Origin of the sequence: Streptomyces sp. NPDC001068 (assembly GCF_042897315.1) — a bacterium.
Classification (GTDB): domain Bacteria; phylum Actinomycetota; class Actinomycetes; order Streptomycetales; family Streptomycetaceae; genus Streptomyces.
In genome coordinates this window covers 21,788-38,562 of sequence record NZ_JBIAYD010000014.1, presented here as the reverse complement: position 1 = coordinate 38,562, position 16,775 = coordinate 21,788, and the positions used below count along the sequence as shown (strand labels likewise).

Sequence of the window (16,775 nt, the reverse complement as noted above, 5' to 3'; positions counted from 1 at the left end):
CGGCCGGGGTCCTCTCACGTTGTCAGGCCTCTCCGCCCGTGTGTTTGAGGCGGCTCCGGGCGTTCACGCGGTCCGGTGCCGTGACCTCCGCCCAGAAGCGGTGGCCGCTGACGAAGACCGCCAGCTCGTGTTCGCGGCGGCGCAGCTTCTCCACCTCGGCCTGCTCGTCCTCGGTCCAGCCGGGGGAGGCGGGGCGTTCCACCTTGCGCCAGCCGCCGCCGTCACTGAATCCGTCCAGCGGCACGACAGACCAGGGGAGCCGTTTCAGCAGGGCCGACAGCTCGGCCCGGACCTGATGCAGCTCCTCCTGACCGGCGAGGAGGTCACTCGGAAAGTCATAGGTCGCAGCCACGCCCGCAATGGTACGCCTGTTCGATTTTCGGTGGCGAGTTGGTTCGTGGGGTTCATGTGTTCGAACAGTCGTCCTGTGCGCGCCAGACCCAGGCGACCCGTTCGTACAGGTGCTCGAAGCCGGCGCGCAGCATGTTGTGGAGGGACGTGTTGTGCTCGCCGGGTCCCTCCGCTCCCGTTTCGGCCACGAGCCAGCGGCAGCCCGCGTCCCGGGCGGCCCGGACGCGCGCGGTGAGCAGCGCCGACTGGGCGCCGCGGCCGCGGCCCGCCGGAAGCGTCGCGCCACCGAACATGTCTGCGCAGTCGCCGTTCACGAAGAGGCTCCCGACCGCGATGATCCGCTCGCCCTCCCGGACCGCGTACTGCCGCCAGCCCGGCCGGCCCACGCAGGCGGCGGCCATGTCGGCCATGGCCGGCCCGGTGAAGCCGAAGGTGGTCATCATGGCGGCGGCCCATTCGCGAGCCTGGTGGGGCTCGACGGGTCCGACCCGCAGGGCCGGGTCGAGCGCGGCCACCCCGTCCGCGGCGGACAGCGCGGTCCCGGTGTCACATCCCAGCTTGGCGAACCGGGTGCCCTCGGTGAGCCGCAGCCGTGCGACGGTCGACGCCCAGTCCGGGGGCAGCAACGACGGTGCGATCATGAAAGCGCCCTGGGGCACGCCCTGTTCGCGGAAGAAGTCACGGACCCGCACCGCGAGGGCGGCGGTGGCGGGGCGGCCGGGACCGAACCCTCCTGCCCGGTTGAAGAAGCGGCTCGGGTCCTCCCGGATCGCCAGCGCCCGCGCCGGACCGAGGCGCAGCGAGCCGATGCCCAGCGCCTCCCGGACGGGTGCCGGCGCGCCGGCCGCGAAGTCGGTGTAGGCGGCGATCTCGGTCTGCTCGGCCAGTGCGATCGGCACGGTGGTCGTCCTCATGCCCGGTCTTCTCTCTCCTGGTCGTTCCCCTGATTTCTCTCCTGTTTTCTCTCCTGATCTCCCGCCTGGTCCCTGAGGAAGTCCAGCACGGCGGCGACGAACGCGTCCGGCTCCTCGATGTGCCCGAAGTGCCCGCTGTCGCGCAGCTCGCACAGCCGTGCGCGGGGCAGGGCGGAGTGCAGTGCGTGGGCGAAGCGGGGCGGGCAGACGACGTCGTGGGCGCCGACGACCACCAGCGTCGGCACGTCGATCGTGCCGAGCCGGTCTCGCACGTCCCAGTCGGCCGGCAGCCGGTTCGGGTCGTGGGTGACCTGGAGGGAGAAGCCGCCCTCGCGCCCGGTCGTCCCGCGGTGGTCGGCGAAGTAGGCCGGCAGGACGCGGTCCAGGTAGCGCCGGTGCGACGCGTCGTCGGTGATCTTCAGGGTCCGTGTCACGTGCGCGGAGTGCCAGGTCCGGGCCGCGTCGGCCACCTCGGGGTCGTCCGGCCGGCGCCGGACCAGGGCCGTCATCTCCTCGGCCGCGGCCGCCGTGAGTACGGTCCCGGCCACGGGCGCGGTGTCGTAGAGGATCAGCCCGTCGAGGCGGCCGGGACGGTCGAGGGCGAACTGGAGGGCGACGAAGCCGCCGTGCGAGTGGCCGAGGAAGTACCCGCTCGCTGCGCCGAGGTCGTCGAGGACGGCTTCGGCGCAGCGGGCGTAGCGGGACATGGAGTAGTTCCCGTCGGGCAACGGGTCGCTGGCGCCGGAACCGACGGGGTCCAGGTACACGAGGGTGAGCGCGTCGCGCAGTCCGGGCAGCCGCAGGTACGCGGAGTGCGCGCCGGGGCCGCCGGGATGGACGAGGCACACCGGTCCCCGGCCGGTGACCCGGTAGACCTGGCGGGTTCCGTCGACCACGACGGTCCGTGCCCGGCCCGCGGCCTCCGGCGCGAGCGCCCCGCGCCCGGGGGTGTGGTTCGTTGTGTTCATACCCGCACGATGCGGTGGGGGCCGGGAAAGTTCGACGCGCCGCCGGACGGCCGTCAGCGGCGGCGCGGGTGGTAGAGGCGCACTCTGCTGACGCGGCCCCGGTCCAGGAAGTGCACCCATACGACGCCCGGCGGGCAGTGGAAGGGATCCTCGGTCGGGCTGTGCAGGGCGGCCTCCCAGATGACCACCTCGCGGCCGGCCACCACGTTCAGCAGCTCGTGCCGTACGCCGTCGGACAGGTCGTGGTCGAAGGCGGTGGGCAGGTAGTCGATGCCGGTGTGTCTCCCGGTCGGCCACGTCACGTCCGCCTGCGGCGACCACCACGGGGACAGGGCCGACGCGAGCCGGCCGCGGTGGGCGTCGGCGAGGGTTCGGGCGGCCATCTCGAAGTGCAGCGAGCTCAGGGCGGTGGCGTCGTCGTGCGCCCGGTCGACCGAGTCCGACAACGCGGCGACCAGTTTGCTGCGGGCCTGGTGGAGCCGGCTGCGTACGGTGCCGACCGGGGTGGCGCACAGCGCGGCGATGTCCTTGTAGGACGTGACGTCGGTGAAGTAGCGCAGCATCGTCACCAGCCGCAGGCCGGGGGACAGGTCCTCGATGGCGTTCCAGACCCAGTCCCGCAGGGCGTGCCGGTCGATGACCTGCGCCGGGTCCGGCGGGCCGTCCCACCGGTCCGTCGCGGCCGACCCGGCGACGTCGGCGACGTCGGCGACGGGAACGGCGGACATCCTGCGCAGCCGGCCGCGGCACACGTTGCGCGTCACCATCCGCAGCCAGGGGCCGACGGCCTCCGGGTCCCGCACGTCGCCGACCCGGCGCAGCGCGATGAGCGCCGCGTCCTGCACCGCGTCCTCGGCGTCCTGACTGTGGCCCAGCAGCGCGAGCGCGACCGCGTACATGCCCGCCCGGTGCCGGGCGAGCAGCAGCCCGAGGCAACCGGCGTCACCGGCCCGTGCGGCGCGCAGCAGCTCGGCGTCCCCCGGCGCGCCGGTCCGCGGAAGATCCGCCATGCTCCGACGATACCTCCGTGCCTGTTCGGGACGGTGGCGTCCGGGCGGTCCCCGGCAGGGGCGGCCCGCGGCAGCCGGAAGCCGAGTCCGGCCCGGCCACGCCTCCGGGCCCGCTTCCGGGCCCGCCTCCGGGTCCGCGATGAGAGCCTGGACGGCATTGGGCGCGCGTTCCCGCCGGGCGGGAGCACGAGGTGCGCGGAAGAACGGAGCGGGGACAGGATGAGCGGGCAGCGGCCGACGTTCGTGAAGGTGTGCGGACTCACCCAGGAGCAGCAGATCGACTGGGCCGTCGAGCTGGGGTACGACGCGATCGGGATCGTCGTGACCCCGAGGAGCAAGCGGTACTGTCCGCCCGGGCGGGCCCTGGAGCTCGCCGGGTACGCCCGGGGGCGGATCCCGGTCTTCGCCGTGGCCCTGACGTACGCCGAGACGGCCGGGATCGCCGGGCACGTCGACACCGTCCAGATCTACGAGAGCGCCCCCGTCCCGAACCTGGCCCTCGCCTCCGGCGTGCCGCCCGAGCGGCCCGAGGCGCTCCAGTACTTCTTCTACGACGCCAGCGCGGGCAGCGGCGTCTTCGCCGACATTCCCGCCTGGGTCATGGACGTGCCAGGACGGGTCGTCATCGCGGGCGGTCTCGACGAGCACAACGTGGCCGGTGTCGTGGAGGCCTTCGGCCCCTACGGGGTGGACGTCTCCAGCAGCGTGGAGACCGCGCCGGGGGTCAAGAGCCGAGAGCGGATGGCCGCGTTCATCGCCGCGGCACGAACCCCGGGGCGGGGCGGGGCCTGACGGAGGCCGGGACCATCGGCGCCGCCGCGGCGGTTCCGGGACGGGGCGCCGCCGCCCAGGACGCTGCCCGGGCCGACGGGCATCCCGCGTCGGAGCCTGCCGCGGAGCCGGGGCGCGCCGGGCGCTCCGGCACCGCGCGGCTCCGCCGTCGGGGTGGCCCGGTCGGTCACGGTGGCGCAGGAGGGCGGGCGGTGACGGCCTGCCACGGTGTTGCAGGAGGGCGGGCGGTGGCGGCCTGGCGCGGTTTCTGCGGCGGAGCGGTCAGTGGCCGGCTTCGCGCAGCTCCCTCACCAGCCGGGCCGTCACCGGGACGGGAACCCCGTGGCGGTCCGCCGCGCGCAGCAACGCGCCTCCGATCGCGTCGAGTTCGAGTGGGCGGCCGGCTTCCGCGTCCCGTTGCATGGAGGACTTGGCGGCGGGCGGGAAGGCGTCGTACCGGGCCAGGGCCTGGGCCGGGTCGACCGGGGCGCCGCAGGCGCGGCTGACCGCGGCCGTCTCCGCGACGAGCGAGGCCAGTTCGTCGCGGTGCCGGGTGCGGGCCTCGCCGAGGGGGAGGCCGTAGCGGGTGGTGAGCAGGGCGAACGGCGCGAGGAAGGACATCTTCGACCACAGGGCCGTGGTCTCGTCGTCCAGCACGCGGGTGGCGGGACCGGCGGTGGTGAGGGCTGCGGCCAGGGTCTCCAGACGGGTGCGGGGGACCTTGGCGCCGGTCAGGTCGATCTCCGCGAAGGGACTGGTGTGTTCGATCGTGCCGGGGGCGGTGCGGGTGGACTCGACGCGGATCACGGAGGGGGCCACGCGGTCGGGTGCGTAGCGGCCGCGCAGCAGCGCCGGGTGCTCCACGCCGTTCAGGAACGGTACGAGCAGGGCGTCGCCGAGGGCCGCGGGCGGGATCCGGGTGAGGGCCGCGTCCAGGGCGGTCGCCTTGACGGTGATCAGGCAGGCGTCGACCGGTTCGCGGAGGGTCGTGCCGGTGTCCACGGGGGCGGTGAAGTCGCCGAACAGGGCGCTGCGGACCCGGATTCCGGAGGTGCGCAGGGTGCCGGCGGTCTCCTCGCCGGCCAGGCACAGCACGCGGTGTCCGGCACGGGAGAGCAGGGCCGCGAGCAGGCCGCCCACGCCGCCGGGACCGAGTACGGCGACGGTGAGCCGGGGGCCGGGTGTGCCGTCCGCGGTGCTCGTGGGGTCCACGTGGTCCGTGGCGGCGGAGTGGTCCGGGGTGGCCGGGGTGGCCGGGTTGCCGGTCATGAGGGTGTCCTCTCGTCGGTCGGCCCCGGGAGCGGTGGCCGCCTCGGGAGGATCCTCGCAGGAAGGAGGGGGACTGCGGGAGACTGGCGGCATGTGCCGGAGTATCAAGACCCTGCGTCCGCCTCAGCTGGCCGAGGAGGCCACCGAGGACGAGATCCGTGCTGCCGCGTTGCAGTACGTACGGAAGGTGTCCGGGTTCCGGGCGCCGGCCGCCCACAACCGGGAGGTGTTCGAGCGGGCGGTCGACGCGGTGGCGGAGGCCACCGCCGCGCTGCTCGGGGGGCTGGAGGTGCGTGGGCAGGCGGTCCGCGAGGCCACCGGCTGAGAGCCCGCGGGCAGGGGGCGTGCCCGGGCGCGCACCGGTGACGGGGCCCGGCGGTGACGGGTGAGATACCGGGACGCCGGAGGCGCAGGGGGCGCCCGGGGCCTCTGGGGCCTCTGGGGCCTCTGAGACCTCTGAGACCTCTGAGACCTCCGGGACCCCCAAGACGTAGGGCCCCCTACGGGATCACGCCGGGCGTCTTCGTACCAGGAATCCCGCGCCCGCGCCCGCCCCGAACAGGGCCGCCACCGACACCGCCGTCGCCACCCAGGTCGCGCCCAGCCACTGGGCGCCCAGGTAGCCGAGGGCGACGCTGTAGACCGCCCAGCTGAGGCCCGCCAGCGCGGACCAGGGGAGGAACTCGCGGACGCGGCGGTGGGTCGCGCCGGCGCCCAGGGAGACGATGGAGCGGCCGGCGGGGGCGAAGCGGGCCAGGACGACGAGGGCGCCGCCGCCCCGGGACAGGGCTTCGCCGAGACGTTCCTGCGCGCTGCTGAGCCGTCGGGAGCGGGCGATCGCGCGGTCCAGGCGGGCCCCGCCGCGCCAGGCCAGCCGGTAGGCGACCAGGTCGCCGAGGACCGACGCGGCGGCCGCGCAGAAGGTGAGCGCGAGGATGTCGGGTACGACGTGCGGGACGTGTCCGGGAGCCGCGCCGGTGCCGGCCGCGGCCGCGGTGGCCGCGGTGATGACCAGGACACCGCTGGGTAGTACCGGCAGGAACACGTCAAGGAGGACGGACACCGCCACCATGGCGTATATCCATGGCCCGGCCTCCAGCGACCCCATGCTGTCCCACACGACGGTTCCCCCGTGATTGTCCTGTTGCGCCCCCCGACGTCAGCCATACAGCGTACGCGCCGGGTGTGACAGGAGTTTCACGGGGGGTTCGCGGAATCCGCAAAGGGTTAAACGGTCACCGGCGTGTCCCGCCCGGTGGCCGGTGCCGTGCGCGGCCCGGTTCCGGGCGCGGCCGTGCGGAGCACCGCCCGGGCGATCGCGTCGGCGTCCGAGAGGGTCACCGAGTCCACGCCCGGCCGGGCGCCCGCCGCGGTCACCCAGTGCACGCCCTCGGTGGGGACGCCGAAGCCGAACCGGCGCGGGTGGGCCAGGCCGTGGCGGTCGACGAGCCGGTACGGGCGTGGGGTGACGTCCATGCCCCCGGTCTCGTGGCCGTCCACCCGGTGCGGGCGGCAGGCGCCCTCGCGCAACAGCCCGGACAGCAGTTCGTCGGTGGTGCGCCGCAGGTCCGGCTCCGGGAGACGGGCCTCCACGAGGGTGGTCACCCGGACCTCCGAGCCGGGCACCTCCGGTGAGCGTGCCAGCCACGCGCCGTCCGCCGGGTCCACCTCCAGACCGGGGCCGAGCACCGCCACCACGCCCGCCGTCAGCAGCGCGGCCAGTTCCTCGACGCGCCGGCGGGGCGGGCCGATGGACAGGAACGCGTTGAGCGGGGTGTACCAGCCGTCCAGGTGGGCCCGCCGGGAGGCGCCGGTCAGCCCGCCGTGGTCGACCACCAGCCGGATCTCGTTGCGCAGGTCGCGGAGCACGTCCAGGGCCGCCTTGAGCGGGCCGTCCACGTTGCCGAGAGCGGCCTGTGCCGCGTCCTCCCTGAGATGCTCGACGAGCCAGCCGTGCCAGTCCGCAGGACCGGTGAACTCGCGTCGCCCGTAAGGACGCTGGAGGCGTTCCCAGGACCAGCGGTCCGCCTCCGCGACGCCGGCCCCGTCCAGTAGGGCGGTGCGCGCGGCCCGGCCGTCGGCCGCGAGGAGCCGCCCGGCGAGGTCCCCGTCGCCGGTCAGGGCGGTGTAGTAGACCGTCTCCACCTCCTTCGCCACCAGCGGCCAGACCTCCGCGAGGAAGTCGGGCGCCTCGCCGGAGTCGGCGCGTTCCCGCAGGCCCGCGATGACCTCGGGGGTGAGCAGCAGCGGGGTGTGCCGGCCGTAGGGGCCCTTGGCGTTGTCGCCGCGCGCGTGGTGGGGGACGCCCCGCCGGGAGCCCGCGAACAGGCGGGGTTCGCGGCCGGAGGGGGTGTAGCGCAGGGTGCCGTCCGGGGTGCGGGTGAAGCGGCCGCCCCGGCCGGTGGTGAGCAGGGCCAGGTGGTCGAAGAAGTTGAGGCCGAGGCCACGCAGCAGCACCGGTTCGCCGGGGGCTATCGGGGCGAGGTCTACGTCGGCGGGGTTGGCGGGCGGTATGTGGCGCAGGCCGTGCCGGGCGGCGTGTGCGGTGTGTCCGCGGTCCTGTGGAGCCGCCGCGGGCAGGTGGCCCTGGACCAGCACCACCGCGGCCAGGCCGGGCAGGTCGCGACCGTCGTCGAGGGTGAGCGTCTGGCGGCCGTCGGGGCCGTCGGCGAGGCGTACGGCACGGGCGCGGTGGGTCTCGACCCGGACCGCCTCGGGTGCCAGGGCGACCGTTCTGGCGAACACCCACTCCAGGTAGCGGCCGTAGTGGGCGCGGGTCGGGTAGGCGTCGGGGTGCAGTTCGCCGGCGGCCCATTCGTGCAGGCTGGGACCGGTCCTGACCGGCCCCGAGCACGCCACGCTGGCGTCGGTGAACAGGGTGACCTGGCTCGCCACGGTGTTCATCAGCAGTTCCGCCGACTGCGCCGTTCGCCAGACCCGGCCGGGGCCCGGCGGTGCCGGGTCGATCACGTGCACCGTGAGGCGCGATCCAGGGGGAAGCAGTTCGGGGGCGGAGGCGCAGAGGCGTTCCAGGACGCTGGTGCCGCGCGGCCCGGCGCCGACCAGGGCGACGGCGACCGGGGCGGATTCCTGGGGCGGGACGGACAACGACGTGACTCCCGGGCGTGTGGGGGCGCTGGGCAGGACCACCGTCCGGACCGGATGAGGAAGCGGACGGTCCGCCTCATCATGCCGTCGCGGTGATCAGAAGCCAACGTGGGTCCCACCGGCCCGGGATGTCCCTCATGGGGTGGTGAGGACGGACTCCTCCACGGTCTCCAGGGTTCCGTCCCGGCGGGCCCGCTCCAGTCGCAGCCGGGCCGAACGGCCCTGCAGGACCAGTGTCATGAGCTGGTTGCCGAACCACGGCCCGCCCTTCTTGCGCCATGTCACCGGCGGTGGCGCGCAGCGTCCGTGCCGGGTGAACCGCCGTCCCAGGAGCCGGGCCAGGGCGCTCCAGCCGAAGCGGAAGCCGACCCGGATCGTCGGCGGCACCGAGTTGTGGACGGGGGAGCAGGTGAGTTGCAGCACACGGGCGGCGGGCCCGGTGCCGGCCGGCCACGCGGGTTCGGCGACGTAGGCGTGGTGGACGTCCCCGGAGAGCACGCAGATCGACGCGGGCGCGGCGGGTCCCGAGCCGGCACGGGCGATCAGTCCGGCCAGGTCGGCGAAGGAGGCCGGGAAGGCCGCCCAGTGCTCCAGGTCGGCGGCGCGCCGCAGCCGCTCGCCGAACTCCGCCCAGCGGGGGCCCCGTTCGCCCCGGCACAGGGCCGCGTCCCAGGTCTCCAGGTCGTGTATGAGGTGCGGCAGCAGCCAGGGCAGCGAGGTGCCGAGCAGGAGGTGGTCGTACGACTCCCGGTCGGCCAGCGCCTGTTCGCGCAGCCACTCGGCCTCGCCCGGGTCGAGCATGGCGCGGTGCTGCTCGTCCAGCACGCGGGCGGCCCGGGAGTCCACCATCAGCAGCCGTACCCGGCCGAGGTCGCGCCGGTAACTCCAGCGCACCGAGGCCGGGTCGGCGTCCGCCTTGGCCGCGAAGGCGCGCAACTCGTCGGTGCCGTCGGGGGTTTCGCGGACGGCCGCGTAGAGCGGGTCGGCGGCCAGCTCGGCGGGGGAGAGGTTGCCCAGGTGCTGGTGCACCCAGTACGACATCAGTCCGCTCAGCAGCCGCTCCTGCCACCAGGGCGTGGCCCGGGCGTCGGCCAGCCAGGCGGCGGAGGTGTTCCAGTCGTCGATGACGTCGTGGTCGTCGAAGATCATGCAGCTGGGCACGGTGGACAGCAGCCAGCGCACCTCGGGGTCGAGCCAGGACTCGTAGTAGAGGCGGGTGTACTCCTCGTAGTCCGCGACCTCGGCGCCGGGCGGTTCCGACAGGTCACGGCGGGCGGCCAGCCAGTGCCGGGTCGCGGCCGAGGTCTCGTCGGCGTACACCTGGTCGCCCAGGAGCATGAGCACGTCCGGCCGTTCGCCGCCGGCGGCGACGCGCGCGGCCAGGCTGTCCAGGGCGTCGGGGCCGACCGGGTCGTGGCCGTCGGCCGGCGGGGCGGCCCAGCGGCAGGAGCCGAAGGCCACGCGCAGCTCGTCGCCCTCGGCGGGGGCCCGTATCACCGGGGCCGGGAAGCGGGAGTCGGGCAAGGGCCACACCCGGGTGCCGTCCAGGACCACCTCGTACGGGGTGGAGGTCCCCGGTGTCAGCCCGGTGACCGGGACCAGGGCGTAGTGGTGGCCGGCCACCTGGAAGGTGCGGGTGCTGCCGCCCGCCCCGTCCGGGCAGCGCACCTCGGCGGTGCACGGACGGCTCGTCTCGACCCATACGGTCGCCGACGAGCCGTCGGTGTACCTCAGCAGTGGTCCCAGGCGCAGTCCGGCCACGTTCGCCCGCCCTCTTTCCCGGTCGGTCCGCCTCCGTCGCCCCGTACGGTACGGAACGAGGGAGGCCTGCGGGGAGGCTTCGACGCGGGAAAGGGCGCGGGAAGGGGGGTGGAGCGTGGCCGGAACGCCGGGGAAGCGGGACCGTCTGCCGGGCGGGCCCGCCGCCGGGTGGGTCAGCAGCCGGAGAGGTAGCCGGTGAGCGCGCTCTTCTCGGCGGAGTCGACGGAGAGGCCGTAGTAGTACTTCACCTGCACCCAGGCGCGGACGTAGGTGCAGCGGTAGGACGTCAGCGACGGCATCCAGGTGGCCGGGTCCTGGTCGCCCTTGGACTGGTTGACGTTGTCGGTGACGGCGAGCAGCTGGGGACGGGTGACGTCGTTGGCGAAGGCCTCGCGCCGGGCGGTGGTCCAGTTCCTGGCGCCGGAGTCCCAGGCCTCGGCGAGCGGGACCAGGTGGTCGATGTCGACGTCGGAGGCGGCGGACCAGGTGGCGCCGTCGTAGGGGGAGTACCAGGTGCCGCTGGTCGCGGTGCAGGCGGAGTTGGTGACGACGTTGGAACCGTCGCGCTTGAGGATCCACTCACGGGTGTTGCAGGTACCGCTGATGGTGTCCCAGGTCGGGAACAGGTCGCGTTCGTAGCCGGTCCGGACCTCGGTCGCCACCGTGAGGGAGGCGAGGTAGGTGCGGGCGGTGGCCGCGCTGACCGGGGTGGGGAGGGCGGCGGAGGCGGTGGGGGAGTTGAAAAGGGCGGCGGAGGCTATCAGGCCGGTGAAAGCGGCGAGTATGCTGAGCCGTCGACGCGCGTAGAACTTGGGCATGCGAACTCCCTTGTGGGGGTGGGGTGTTGGAGCGCGAGCGTGGGAATGCTCGCGCTCCGGTGTTGCCGTGGGGTGAGCGCTCGGTAAGAAGCTAGTGACGTGTGCATGACACGACAAGATGTGCGACGTGACTCACAGACCCGGTCCCCGGCCTTGGGGATCGGCGCGGTGGTCACGTACCGTGGTGGGTGTTGAAGGGGAGTAGCTCTTCGCCGGACCGTCGACACACTGCTCAGCCCGTCTGAGCCGGCGCCCGGAGGCGGACCTCGCTCACGAGGCCGCCAGCGAGACCTTCGGCAAGCAGTGCACGCCTGTGCCGTACAGCGGTGCGGGTGATCCATGTGTGCTGCCGTGCCGAGGTGTCGTGTGTCCAGCGCGAAATGCAGCACTCTCGGCGGGGTGGCCCCGACCGATTGAGGACCCTTGATCAGCATCACCGTGACGGCGCTCGTCTTCGGCGTCATCTTCCTCGCCGAACTGCCCGACAAGACCGCGCTCGCCGGCCTCGTCCTCGGCACGCGCTACCGGGCGTCCTACGTCTTCGCGGGCGTCGCGGCCGCCTTCCTGCTGCACGTCGTGCTCGCCGTCGCGGCCGGCAGCGTGCTGACCCTGCTGCCGCAGCAGATCGTGCACGCCCTGACCGGCGTGCTCTTCCTCGGCGGCGCGGCCGTGCTGCTGCTGAAGAAGGGCGAGGAGGAAGAGGAGGTCCGCAAGCCCGCCGACCAGTCCTTCTGGAAGGTCGCCGGCACCGGTTTCATGCTGATCCTGGTCGCCGAGTTCGGTGACCTCACCCAGATCATGACGGCGAACCTCGCGGCCCGCTACGACGACCCGCTCTCCGTCGGCCTCGGCGCGGTGCTCGGCCTGTGGGCGGTGGCCGGGCTCGGCATCGTCGGCGGCAAGGCCCTCATGAAGAAGGTGCCGCTGCGGCTGATCACGCAGATCGCGGCCGTCCTGATGCTGGCGCTCGGCGTGTGGAGCCTGTGGGAGGCGATCGCCGGCTGACCCGGACGCGTCCCGCCCGGGTGCCCGCCGGCCGTCCCGCCGAGCTGAAGAGTCGGTGAACGGCCGGCGACGCCGGTGGCGGGATGGCCACCTCGTTTTGTACCGTGGAGAAACAAAGTGGCTCCCGCTCGTTTTCCCTGACCGGCGGGCGGGGCCGCTCTGTTTTGCATTGCACGGCCTGCTTAGGAGCTGCCCGATGACGGCCACCGTCCTCACCGCCCACGCCCTCCTGCTCGACATGGACGGCACCCTCGTCAACTCGGACGCCGTCGTCGAACGCATCTGGCGACGCTGGTCCGAGCGGCACGGGCTGGACGGCGACGAGGTCATGAAGGTCGTCCACGGACGCCAGGGGCACGCGTCCATGGCGGTGCTGCTGCCGGACCGGCCCGTCCAGCAGAACCTCGCGGACAACGCGCGGATGCTGGCCGAGGAGACCGCCGACATGGACGGCGTGGTCGAGGTGCCGGGCGCCGCCGCCTTCCTCGCCTCGCTGGCCGGGCTGCCGCACGCGCTGGTGACCTCGGCCGACGTGGCGCTGTCCACGGCGCGGATGGCCGCGGCCGGGCTGCCGCTGCCCGAGGTGCGGATCACCGCGGAGTCGGTGGGCGCGAGCAAGCCGGATCCGGAGGGCTTCCTGAAGGGCGCCGCCGAGCTGGGCGTCGCCCCCGCGGACTGCGTGGTCTTCGAGGACTCGGGCGCGGGGATCGCGGCTGGGCGCGCGGCCGGGATGCGGGTCGTGGGCGTCGGACCCCGGGCGGGCGTGCACGGACCGGACACGGTGGTGGCGGACCTGACGGAGGTACGGGTGGAGGCCGCGGCCGACGGCTCCCTGCGGGTACGGGTCGGCTGACGCGGCGGTCGGGGGTGCCGGTCGCCGCTACGGTGCGGGTCCGGTGGGGGCTTGTCGCGCAGTTCCCCGCGCCCCTTCGCGGCGTTGCCCCCTGGGTCGGCTTCGAGGACACCCACCAGGGGCGCGGGGAACTGCGCGACCGGCCACGACGGCGCCGCGGCCGCCCACCACCGTGACCGGCTCCTACGGCTCCGCCGTCTCCGCCTCCAGCGCCGCCCGAGTGGCCGCCCCGTACACCCCCGACGGGTCCGTCAGGATCCCCCGCGCCAGCTGGTACGTCCGTACCGCGGCCTCCGTCGTGCCGCCGTAGTGGCCGTCGGCCGTCCCCGTGAAGAGTCTCAGCTGCGCCAGTCGCGACTGGAGCTCCGTCACCTCGGGGCCGCTGTCCCCCGGGCCCAGGACCGGTGCCGAGGTGGGCTGCGCGGAGGCGGCCGTGCCGGTCGTCGTCGCCGACCGGGTCGGCGTGGCCCGACGGGACGCGGTCGCCGACGGGCTCGCGCTCACCGTCCGGGACGGCGAGGCCGTCGGCGAGGCGCTCGTGGCGGCGGGCGCGGACGGCACCGCCGGCGCCTTCGCCGCCGCCGACGTCACCGGTGCCGTGGCCGACGCCGAGCCCCTGCCCGGCGTCACGTCGGGAACGCTCGCCCGGACGTCCCCCGGCGCCGCCGTGTCCCGCTCCGGCGTCATACGGGAGAACAGTCCGCCGGCGAGAGTGGCCGTCGCGAGGACCCCGGCCACCGCCCCGGCGATCGAGACCGGCAGCACCCACCGGGGTACCCGACGCCGTGCCCGCGGCGGGTCGCGTGGCGGCACCTCAGGTTCGGGCGCCTCGGGCTCGGGTGCCTCCGGCTCGGGCACCTCCGCAGCCGGCGCCTCCCGCCCCGGCACCTCCGCCCCCGGCACCGCCCGCAGCGACACGGTGGCCGCCTCGACCACCGGCGACGGCGCGCTCCTCCCGCCTGCGGCATCGGCCTCCGGCCCGCCTCCCGGGAGGTCGACGTACGGTCGTATCCGCAGCGGGTCGAAGTCCTCGGCGGCCGCCTGTTCGGCGGTCCGGGCGTCGCGCAGCGCGTCCGACGCCCGCCGGGTGCAGTCGCAGGAAGGCGTGTTGTCCGCGCCCCTCGGCTCCCCGCACTCCGGGCAGCGGTGGCCCCCGGTCGTCTCCGTCACGCTGTTCGTCCCCTCCCTCCGGGCGGGTCCCGCACGATTCCTTCGCACCCCCGCGCGAACCCTCACGGACTCCACAGGTTATGCGGCCCGCCCACACGTACGTTCGCAGGATCCCCCCGTTTCAGCGGCGGACGAAGGCGGCTCGACGGGCCGTACCGGGTGACACCGTCCACGATGGAAGATGGCTGAAAGCACTCCGGGAGGTCTCCATGGCCCTGGACATGACGCACACCCAGGCGCGGGACGCGGAGCACGTGCCCGGCAATGTGCTCGTCCCGATCGGTGCGCTGCTGCTCGGCCTGCTGCTGGCCGCGCTCGACCAGACCATCGTGTCGACCGCGCTGCCCACGATCGTCAGCGACCTGGGCGGCCTCGAACACCTCTCCTGGGTGGTCACCGCCTACCTGCTGGCCTCCACCGCCGCCACCCCGCTGTGGGGCAAGCTCGGTGACCTGTACGGGCGCAAGCGGCTCTTCCAGGCCGCGATCGTGATCTTCCTCGTCGGGTCGGCCCTGTGCGGGACCGCCCGGAGCATGGGCGAGCTGATCGGCTTCCGCGCGCTGCAGGGGCTCGGTGGCGGCGGGCTCCTGGTGCTGTCGACGGCGATCGTGGGAGACCTCGTGCCGCCCCGCGACCGGGGGCGCTACCAGGGCCTGTTCGGCGCCGTCTTCGGCGCGACCAGCGTGCTGGGGCCGCTGCTCGGCGGCGTGCTCACCCAACATCTCAGCTGGCGCTGGGTGTTCTACGTCAACCTGCCCCTCGGCCTGATCGCGCTCGCCGTGATCGCGGTCGCGCTGCGCATACCGCGGCGGAGCGCCCACCACCGCATCGACTACCTCGGCACCGCGCTGATCGCGGCCGTCGCCACCTGCCTGGTACTGGTGGCCTCGATGGGCGGGACCACCTGGCCCTGGGGGTCGCCGCAGATCATCGGGCTCGCGGTGCTCGGGGTACTGCTCGCCGTCGCCTTCACGGCCGTCGAGCGGCGCGCCGCCGAACCGGTGCTCCCGCTGAAGCTCTTCCGCGTCCGCACCTTCACGCTCGCCTCCGTGATCAGCTTCATCGTCGGCTTCGCGATGTTCGGCGCGATGACCTACCTGCCGACCTTCCTCCAGGTCGTGCACGGCATCTCGCCGACCCTGTCGGGCGTGCACATGCTGCCGATGGTGATCGGACTGCTGCTGTCCTCCACCCTCTCCGGCCAGATCGTCAGCCACACGGGCCACTGGAAGGTGTTCCCGGTCGCCGGCACCGCCGTCGTCGCCATCGGCCTGCTCCTGCTGCACCGGCTCGACGAACACAGCTCGACCGCCGAGATGAGCGGCTGCTTCTTCGTCTTCGGCCTCGGCCTCGGGCTGGTCATGCAGGTACTGGTCCTTATCGTGCAGAACTCCGTCTCCTACGAGGACCTCGGCGTCGCCACCTCCGGCGCGACCTTCTTCCGCTCCATCGGCGCCTCCTTCGGCGTGGCGATCTTCGGCTCGGTCTTCGCGAGCCGCCTCGCCGACAAGCTGGCCGACGCCTTCCTGGGCGTGCGCCTGCCGGGCGGTGTCACCCCGGACGCCCTGCAGGCCGACCCGCGCGGCATCTCCGAACTGCCGCCCGCGCTGCGCCCGGCGGCATTGCACGCCTACGCGTCCTCGATCACCGACGTCTTCCTGTACGCCGCCCCGGTGGCCGCCCTCGGCTTCCTCCTGGCCTGGTTCCTCAAGGAGGACCGGCTGCGCGCCTCGGTCACCGCGCCGGACGCCTCGGAGACCATCCCGCCCAACCCCGTGCAGCGCTCGTCGTACGACGAGTGCTGCCGGGCCCTGTCGCTGCTCGGCACCCGGGAGGGCCGCCGGCAGGTCTACCGGAAGATCAACGAGCGGGCGGGCGTCGACCTGCTGCCCGCGGCCGGCTGGCTGCTGCTGCGGATCCGCAGGTACGGCTCCGTGGAGCCCGGACGGCTCGCCGAGCGCGGGACCGTGCCGCTGACCGTCGTCCTGGAGGGTGCCCGCCAACTGGAGGAGCGGCACCTCGTGGACCGCCTGGGTCTGGACCTGACCCTGACCGGCCAGGGCCGCGTGATCGCCGAACGGCTCGCCAGGGCCCGCGAGGAGTCCCTGGCCGACCTGCTCGGCGACTGGTGGGGCCCGGACCGGCCCACCGACCTGGACCGCCTGGTGCGCGACCTGACCGACGGACTGTGCGGCACCGAACGCGAGCAGCCCCAGAAGACGCCGTCCCGGCAGGTCAGTTGACGAGGTCCTTGCGGAACCAGTGCTCGGCGTACACGTCGTCGTTGTGCGGTTCGCCCTCCGTGTAACCGAGTCGCGCGTACAGGGCACGGGCCTCGACGAGATCGGTGCGGGTGTCCAGCACCATCCGCCCCGCCCCGAGCGCGCGGGCCGCGTCCTCGGCCGCCGCCACGAGGAGGGCGGCACCGCCCAGGCCGCGCAGCCCCTCGTGCACGAAGACCCGGGTGAGTTCGGCGGTGGCCGCGTCCAGGAGCCGTACGCCCGCGCTGCCGGCCGGTACACCGTCGTACCGCGCGACCAGCAACCTCCCGGTGGGCGCGGTGAGTTCGCTTCCCGGGTGGGCGGCGATCGCGCGCTCCAGCTCGGCCGGGTCGGTACGCCGGCCCTCGTGGCGCAGGTACCAGCGGTCGCTGACCTCGGTGTAGTACGCCCGCCACAGGGCGGCGGCGACGGGCGAACCGGGGCCTTCGGGGGTGATCGTCCAGATGGTCATGGACGGCAGTCTCGGGCGGCCCCGGGGGGGTCGCGCAACCGGAT

General features: G+C 74.1%; 16 protein-coding genes. 5 read left to right on the top strand and 11 right to left on the bottom strand.

The genetic code is table 11. The annotated features are described in order from the left end of the window. Positions 1-22: 22 nt before the first annotated feature. From ACFY3I_RS34545 to ACFY3I_RS34530, 4 genes are read right to left on the bottom strand one after another with little or no spacing between them, the layout of a single operon-like run. Positions 23-352: a hypothetical protein gene (locus tag ACFY3I_RS34545; protein ID WP_365290170.1), complete on the bottom strand. Its 330-nt coding sequence runs from the start codon at positions 350-352 to the stop codon at positions 23-25. A gap of 52 nt (positions 353-404) precedes the next feature. Next, a complete protein-coding gene (locus ACFY3I_RS34540; protein ID WP_390864956.1) occupies positions 405-1,265 on the bottom strand; it encodes a GNAT family N-acetyltransferase in 861 nt (286 codons plus the stop codon). Further along, positions 1,262-2,233, bottom strand: a complete 972-nt coding sequence (locus ACFY3I_RS34535; protein ID WP_390864955.1) for an alpha/beta fold hydrolase — start codon at positions 2,231-2,233, stop codon at positions 1,262-1,264. Before ACFY3I_RS34535 ends, ACFY3I_RS34540 begins: the two co-directional genes overlap by 4 nt. A gap of 53 nt (positions 2,234-2,286) precedes the next feature. Next, positions 2,287-3,243, bottom strand: coding sequence for an RNA polymerase sigma factor (locus ACFY3I_RS34530; RefSeq protein WP_390864954.1), 957 nt, complete (start codon positions 3,241-3,243; stop codon positions 2,287-2,289). Between the two features lie 219 nt (positions 3,244-3,462). Between ACFY3I_RS34530 and ACFY3I_RS34525 the strand changes: the two genes are divergently transcribed. Beyond that, positions 3,463-4,035 (top strand): hypothetical protein, encoded by a 573-nt coding sequence (locus ACFY3I_RS34525; protein ID WP_390864953.1) that lies wholly within the window; start codon positions 3,463-3,465, stop codon positions 4,033-4,035. Between the two features lie 261 nt (positions 4,036-4,296). On the opposite strand, the gene ACFY3I_RS34520 is transcribed toward ACFY3I_RS34525, so the two are convergent. After that, positions 4,297-5,283 carry a ketopantoate reductase family protein gene (locus tag ACFY3I_RS34520; RefSeq protein ID WP_390864952.1) on the bottom strand — a complete coding sequence of 329 codons (987 nt, stop codon included), beginning with the start codon at positions 5,281-5,283 and terminating at the stop codon, positions 4,297-4,299. A 91-nt stretch (positions 5,284-5,374) separates the two neighbouring features. On the opposite strand from ACFY3I_RS34520, the gene ACFY3I_RS34515 reads away from it, so the two are divergent. Then, the gene (locus ACFY3I_RS34515) at positions 5,375-5,608 is read left to right on the top strand and encodes a DUF2277 domain-containing protein (RefSeq protein ID WP_365290182.1); all 234 of its coding nucleotides are present in this window, start codon (positions 5,375-5,377) and stop codon (positions 5,606-5,608) included. Between the two features lie 183 nt (positions 5,609-5,791). Here ACFY3I_RS34515 and ACFY3I_RS34510 read toward each other — a convergent pair whose 3' ends face one another. The 4 genes from ACFY3I_RS34510 to ACFY3I_RS34495 all read right to left on the bottom strand — a co-directional run bounded on the left by ACFY3I_RS34510 (position 5,792) and on the right by ACFY3I_RS34495 (position 10,970). Continuing rightward, positions 5,792-6,391, bottom strand: a complete 600-nt coding sequence (locus tag ACFY3I_RS34510; protein WP_390865153.1) for a DedA family protein — start codon at positions 6,389-6,391, stop codon at positions 5,792-5,794. Positions 6,392-6,510: 119 nt separating this feature from the next. After that, entirely contained in the window at positions 6,511-8,391 is a 1,881-nt protein-coding gene (locus ACFY3I_RS34505; RefSeq protein WP_390864951.1) for an FAD/NAD(P)-binding protein, read from the bottom strand. 135 nt (positions 8,392-8,526) lie between these two features. After that, positions 8,527-10,152 carry an alkaline phosphatase D family protein gene (locus ACFY3I_RS34500; protein ID WP_390864950.1) on the bottom strand — a complete coding sequence of 542 codons (1,626 nt, stop codon included), beginning with the start codon at positions 10,150-10,152 and terminating at the stop codon, positions 8,527-8,529. Between the two features lie 173 nt (positions 10,153-10,325). After that, a complete protein-coding gene (locus ACFY3I_RS34495) occupies positions 10,326-10,970 on the bottom strand; it encodes an HNH endonuclease family protein (RefSeq protein ID WP_390864949.1) in 645 nt (214 codons plus the stop codon). A gap of 423 nt (positions 10,971-11,393) precedes the next feature. On the opposite strand from ACFY3I_RS34495, the gene ACFY3I_RS34490 reads away from it, so the two are divergent. Both ACFY3I_RS34490 and ACFY3I_RS34485 read left to right on the top strand, forming a co-directional pair. After that, entirely contained in the window at positions 11,394-11,975 is a 582-nt protein-coding gene (locus ACFY3I_RS34490; protein WP_360486938.1) for a TMEM165/GDT1 family protein, read from the top strand. A gap of 196 nt (positions 11,976-12,171) precedes the next feature. Continuing rightward, entirely contained in the window at positions 12,172-12,828 is a 657-nt protein-coding gene (locus ACFY3I_RS34485; protein WP_390864947.1) for an HAD-IA family hydrolase, read from the top strand. A 183-nt stretch (positions 12,829-13,011) separates the two neighbouring features. Here the strand turns inward: ACFY3I_RS34485 and ACFY3I_RS34480 are convergent, their stop codons facing one another. Beyond that, positions 13,012-13,998, bottom strand: coding sequence for a peptidoglycan-binding protein (locus ACFY3I_RS34480; RefSeq protein ID WP_390864946.1), 987 nt, complete (start codon positions 13,996-13,998; stop codon positions 13,012-13,014). Between the two features lie 209 nt (positions 13,999-14,207). Here ACFY3I_RS34480 and ACFY3I_RS34475 point away from each other — a divergent pair, with 209 nt between their 5' ends. Beyond that, a complete protein-coding gene (locus tag ACFY3I_RS34475) occupies positions 14,208-16,241 on the top strand; it encodes a DHA2 family efflux MFS transporter permease subunit (protein WP_390864945.1) in 2,034 nt (677 codons plus the stop codon). Here ACFY3I_RS34475 and ACFY3I_RS34470 read toward each other — a convergent pair. Continuing rightward, positions 16,234-16,731 carry a GNAT family N-acetyltransferase gene (locus ACFY3I_RS34470; RefSeq protein ID WP_390864944.1) on the bottom strand — a complete coding sequence of 166 codons (498 nt, stop codon included), beginning with the start codon at positions 16,729-16,731 and terminating at the stop codon, positions 16,234-16,236. The genes ACFY3I_RS34475 and ACFY3I_RS34470 overlap by 8 nt on opposite strands. Positions 16,732-16,775: the final 44 nt, after the last annotated feature.

Coding starts and splice junctions, on each gene's coding strand:
- ACFY3I_RS34470 (WP_390864944.1), bottom strand. CDS start 16,731: ATGACCATCTGGACGATCACCCCCGAAGGCCCCGGTTCGCCCGTCGCC.
- ACFY3I_RS34540 (WP_390864956.1), bottom strand. CDS start 1,265: ATGAGGACGACCACCGTGCCGATCGCACTGGCCGAGCAGACCGAGATC.
- ACFY3I_RS34530 (WP_390864954.1), bottom strand. CDS start 3,243: ATGGCGGATCTTCCGCGGACCGGCGCGCCGGGGGACGCCGAGCTGCTG.
- ACFY3I_RS34520 (WP_390864952.1), bottom strand. CDS start 5,283: ATGACCGGCAACCCGGCCACCCCGGCCACCCCGGACCACTCCGCCGCC.
- ACFY3I_RS34485 (WP_390864947.1), top strand. CDS start 12,172: ATGACGGCCACCGTCCTCACCGCCCACGCCCTCCTGCTCGACATGGAC.
- ACFY3I_RS34515 (WP_365290182.1), top strand. CDS start 5,375: ATGTGCCGGAGTATCAAGACCCTGCGTCCGCCTCAGCTGGCCGAGGAG.
- ACFY3I_RS34495 (WP_390864949.1), bottom strand. CDS start 10,970: ATGCCCAAGTTCTACGCGCGTCGACGGCTCAGCATACTCGCCGCTTTC.
- ACFY3I_RS34510 (WP_390865153.1), bottom strand. CDS start 6,391: ATGGGGTCGCTGGAGGCCGGGCCATGGATATACGCCATGGTGGCGGTG.
- ACFY3I_RS34475 (WP_390864945.1), top strand. CDS start 14,208: ATGGCCCTGGACATGACGCACACCCAGGCGCGGGACGCGGAGCACGTG.
- ACFY3I_RS34535 (WP_390864955.1), bottom strand. CDS start 2,233: ATGAACACAACGAACCACACCCCCGGGCGCGGGGCGCTCGCGCCGGAG.
- ACFY3I_RS34525 (WP_390864953.1), top strand. CDS start 3,463: ATGAGCGGGCAGCGGCCGACGTTCGTGAAGGTGTGCGGACTCACCCAG.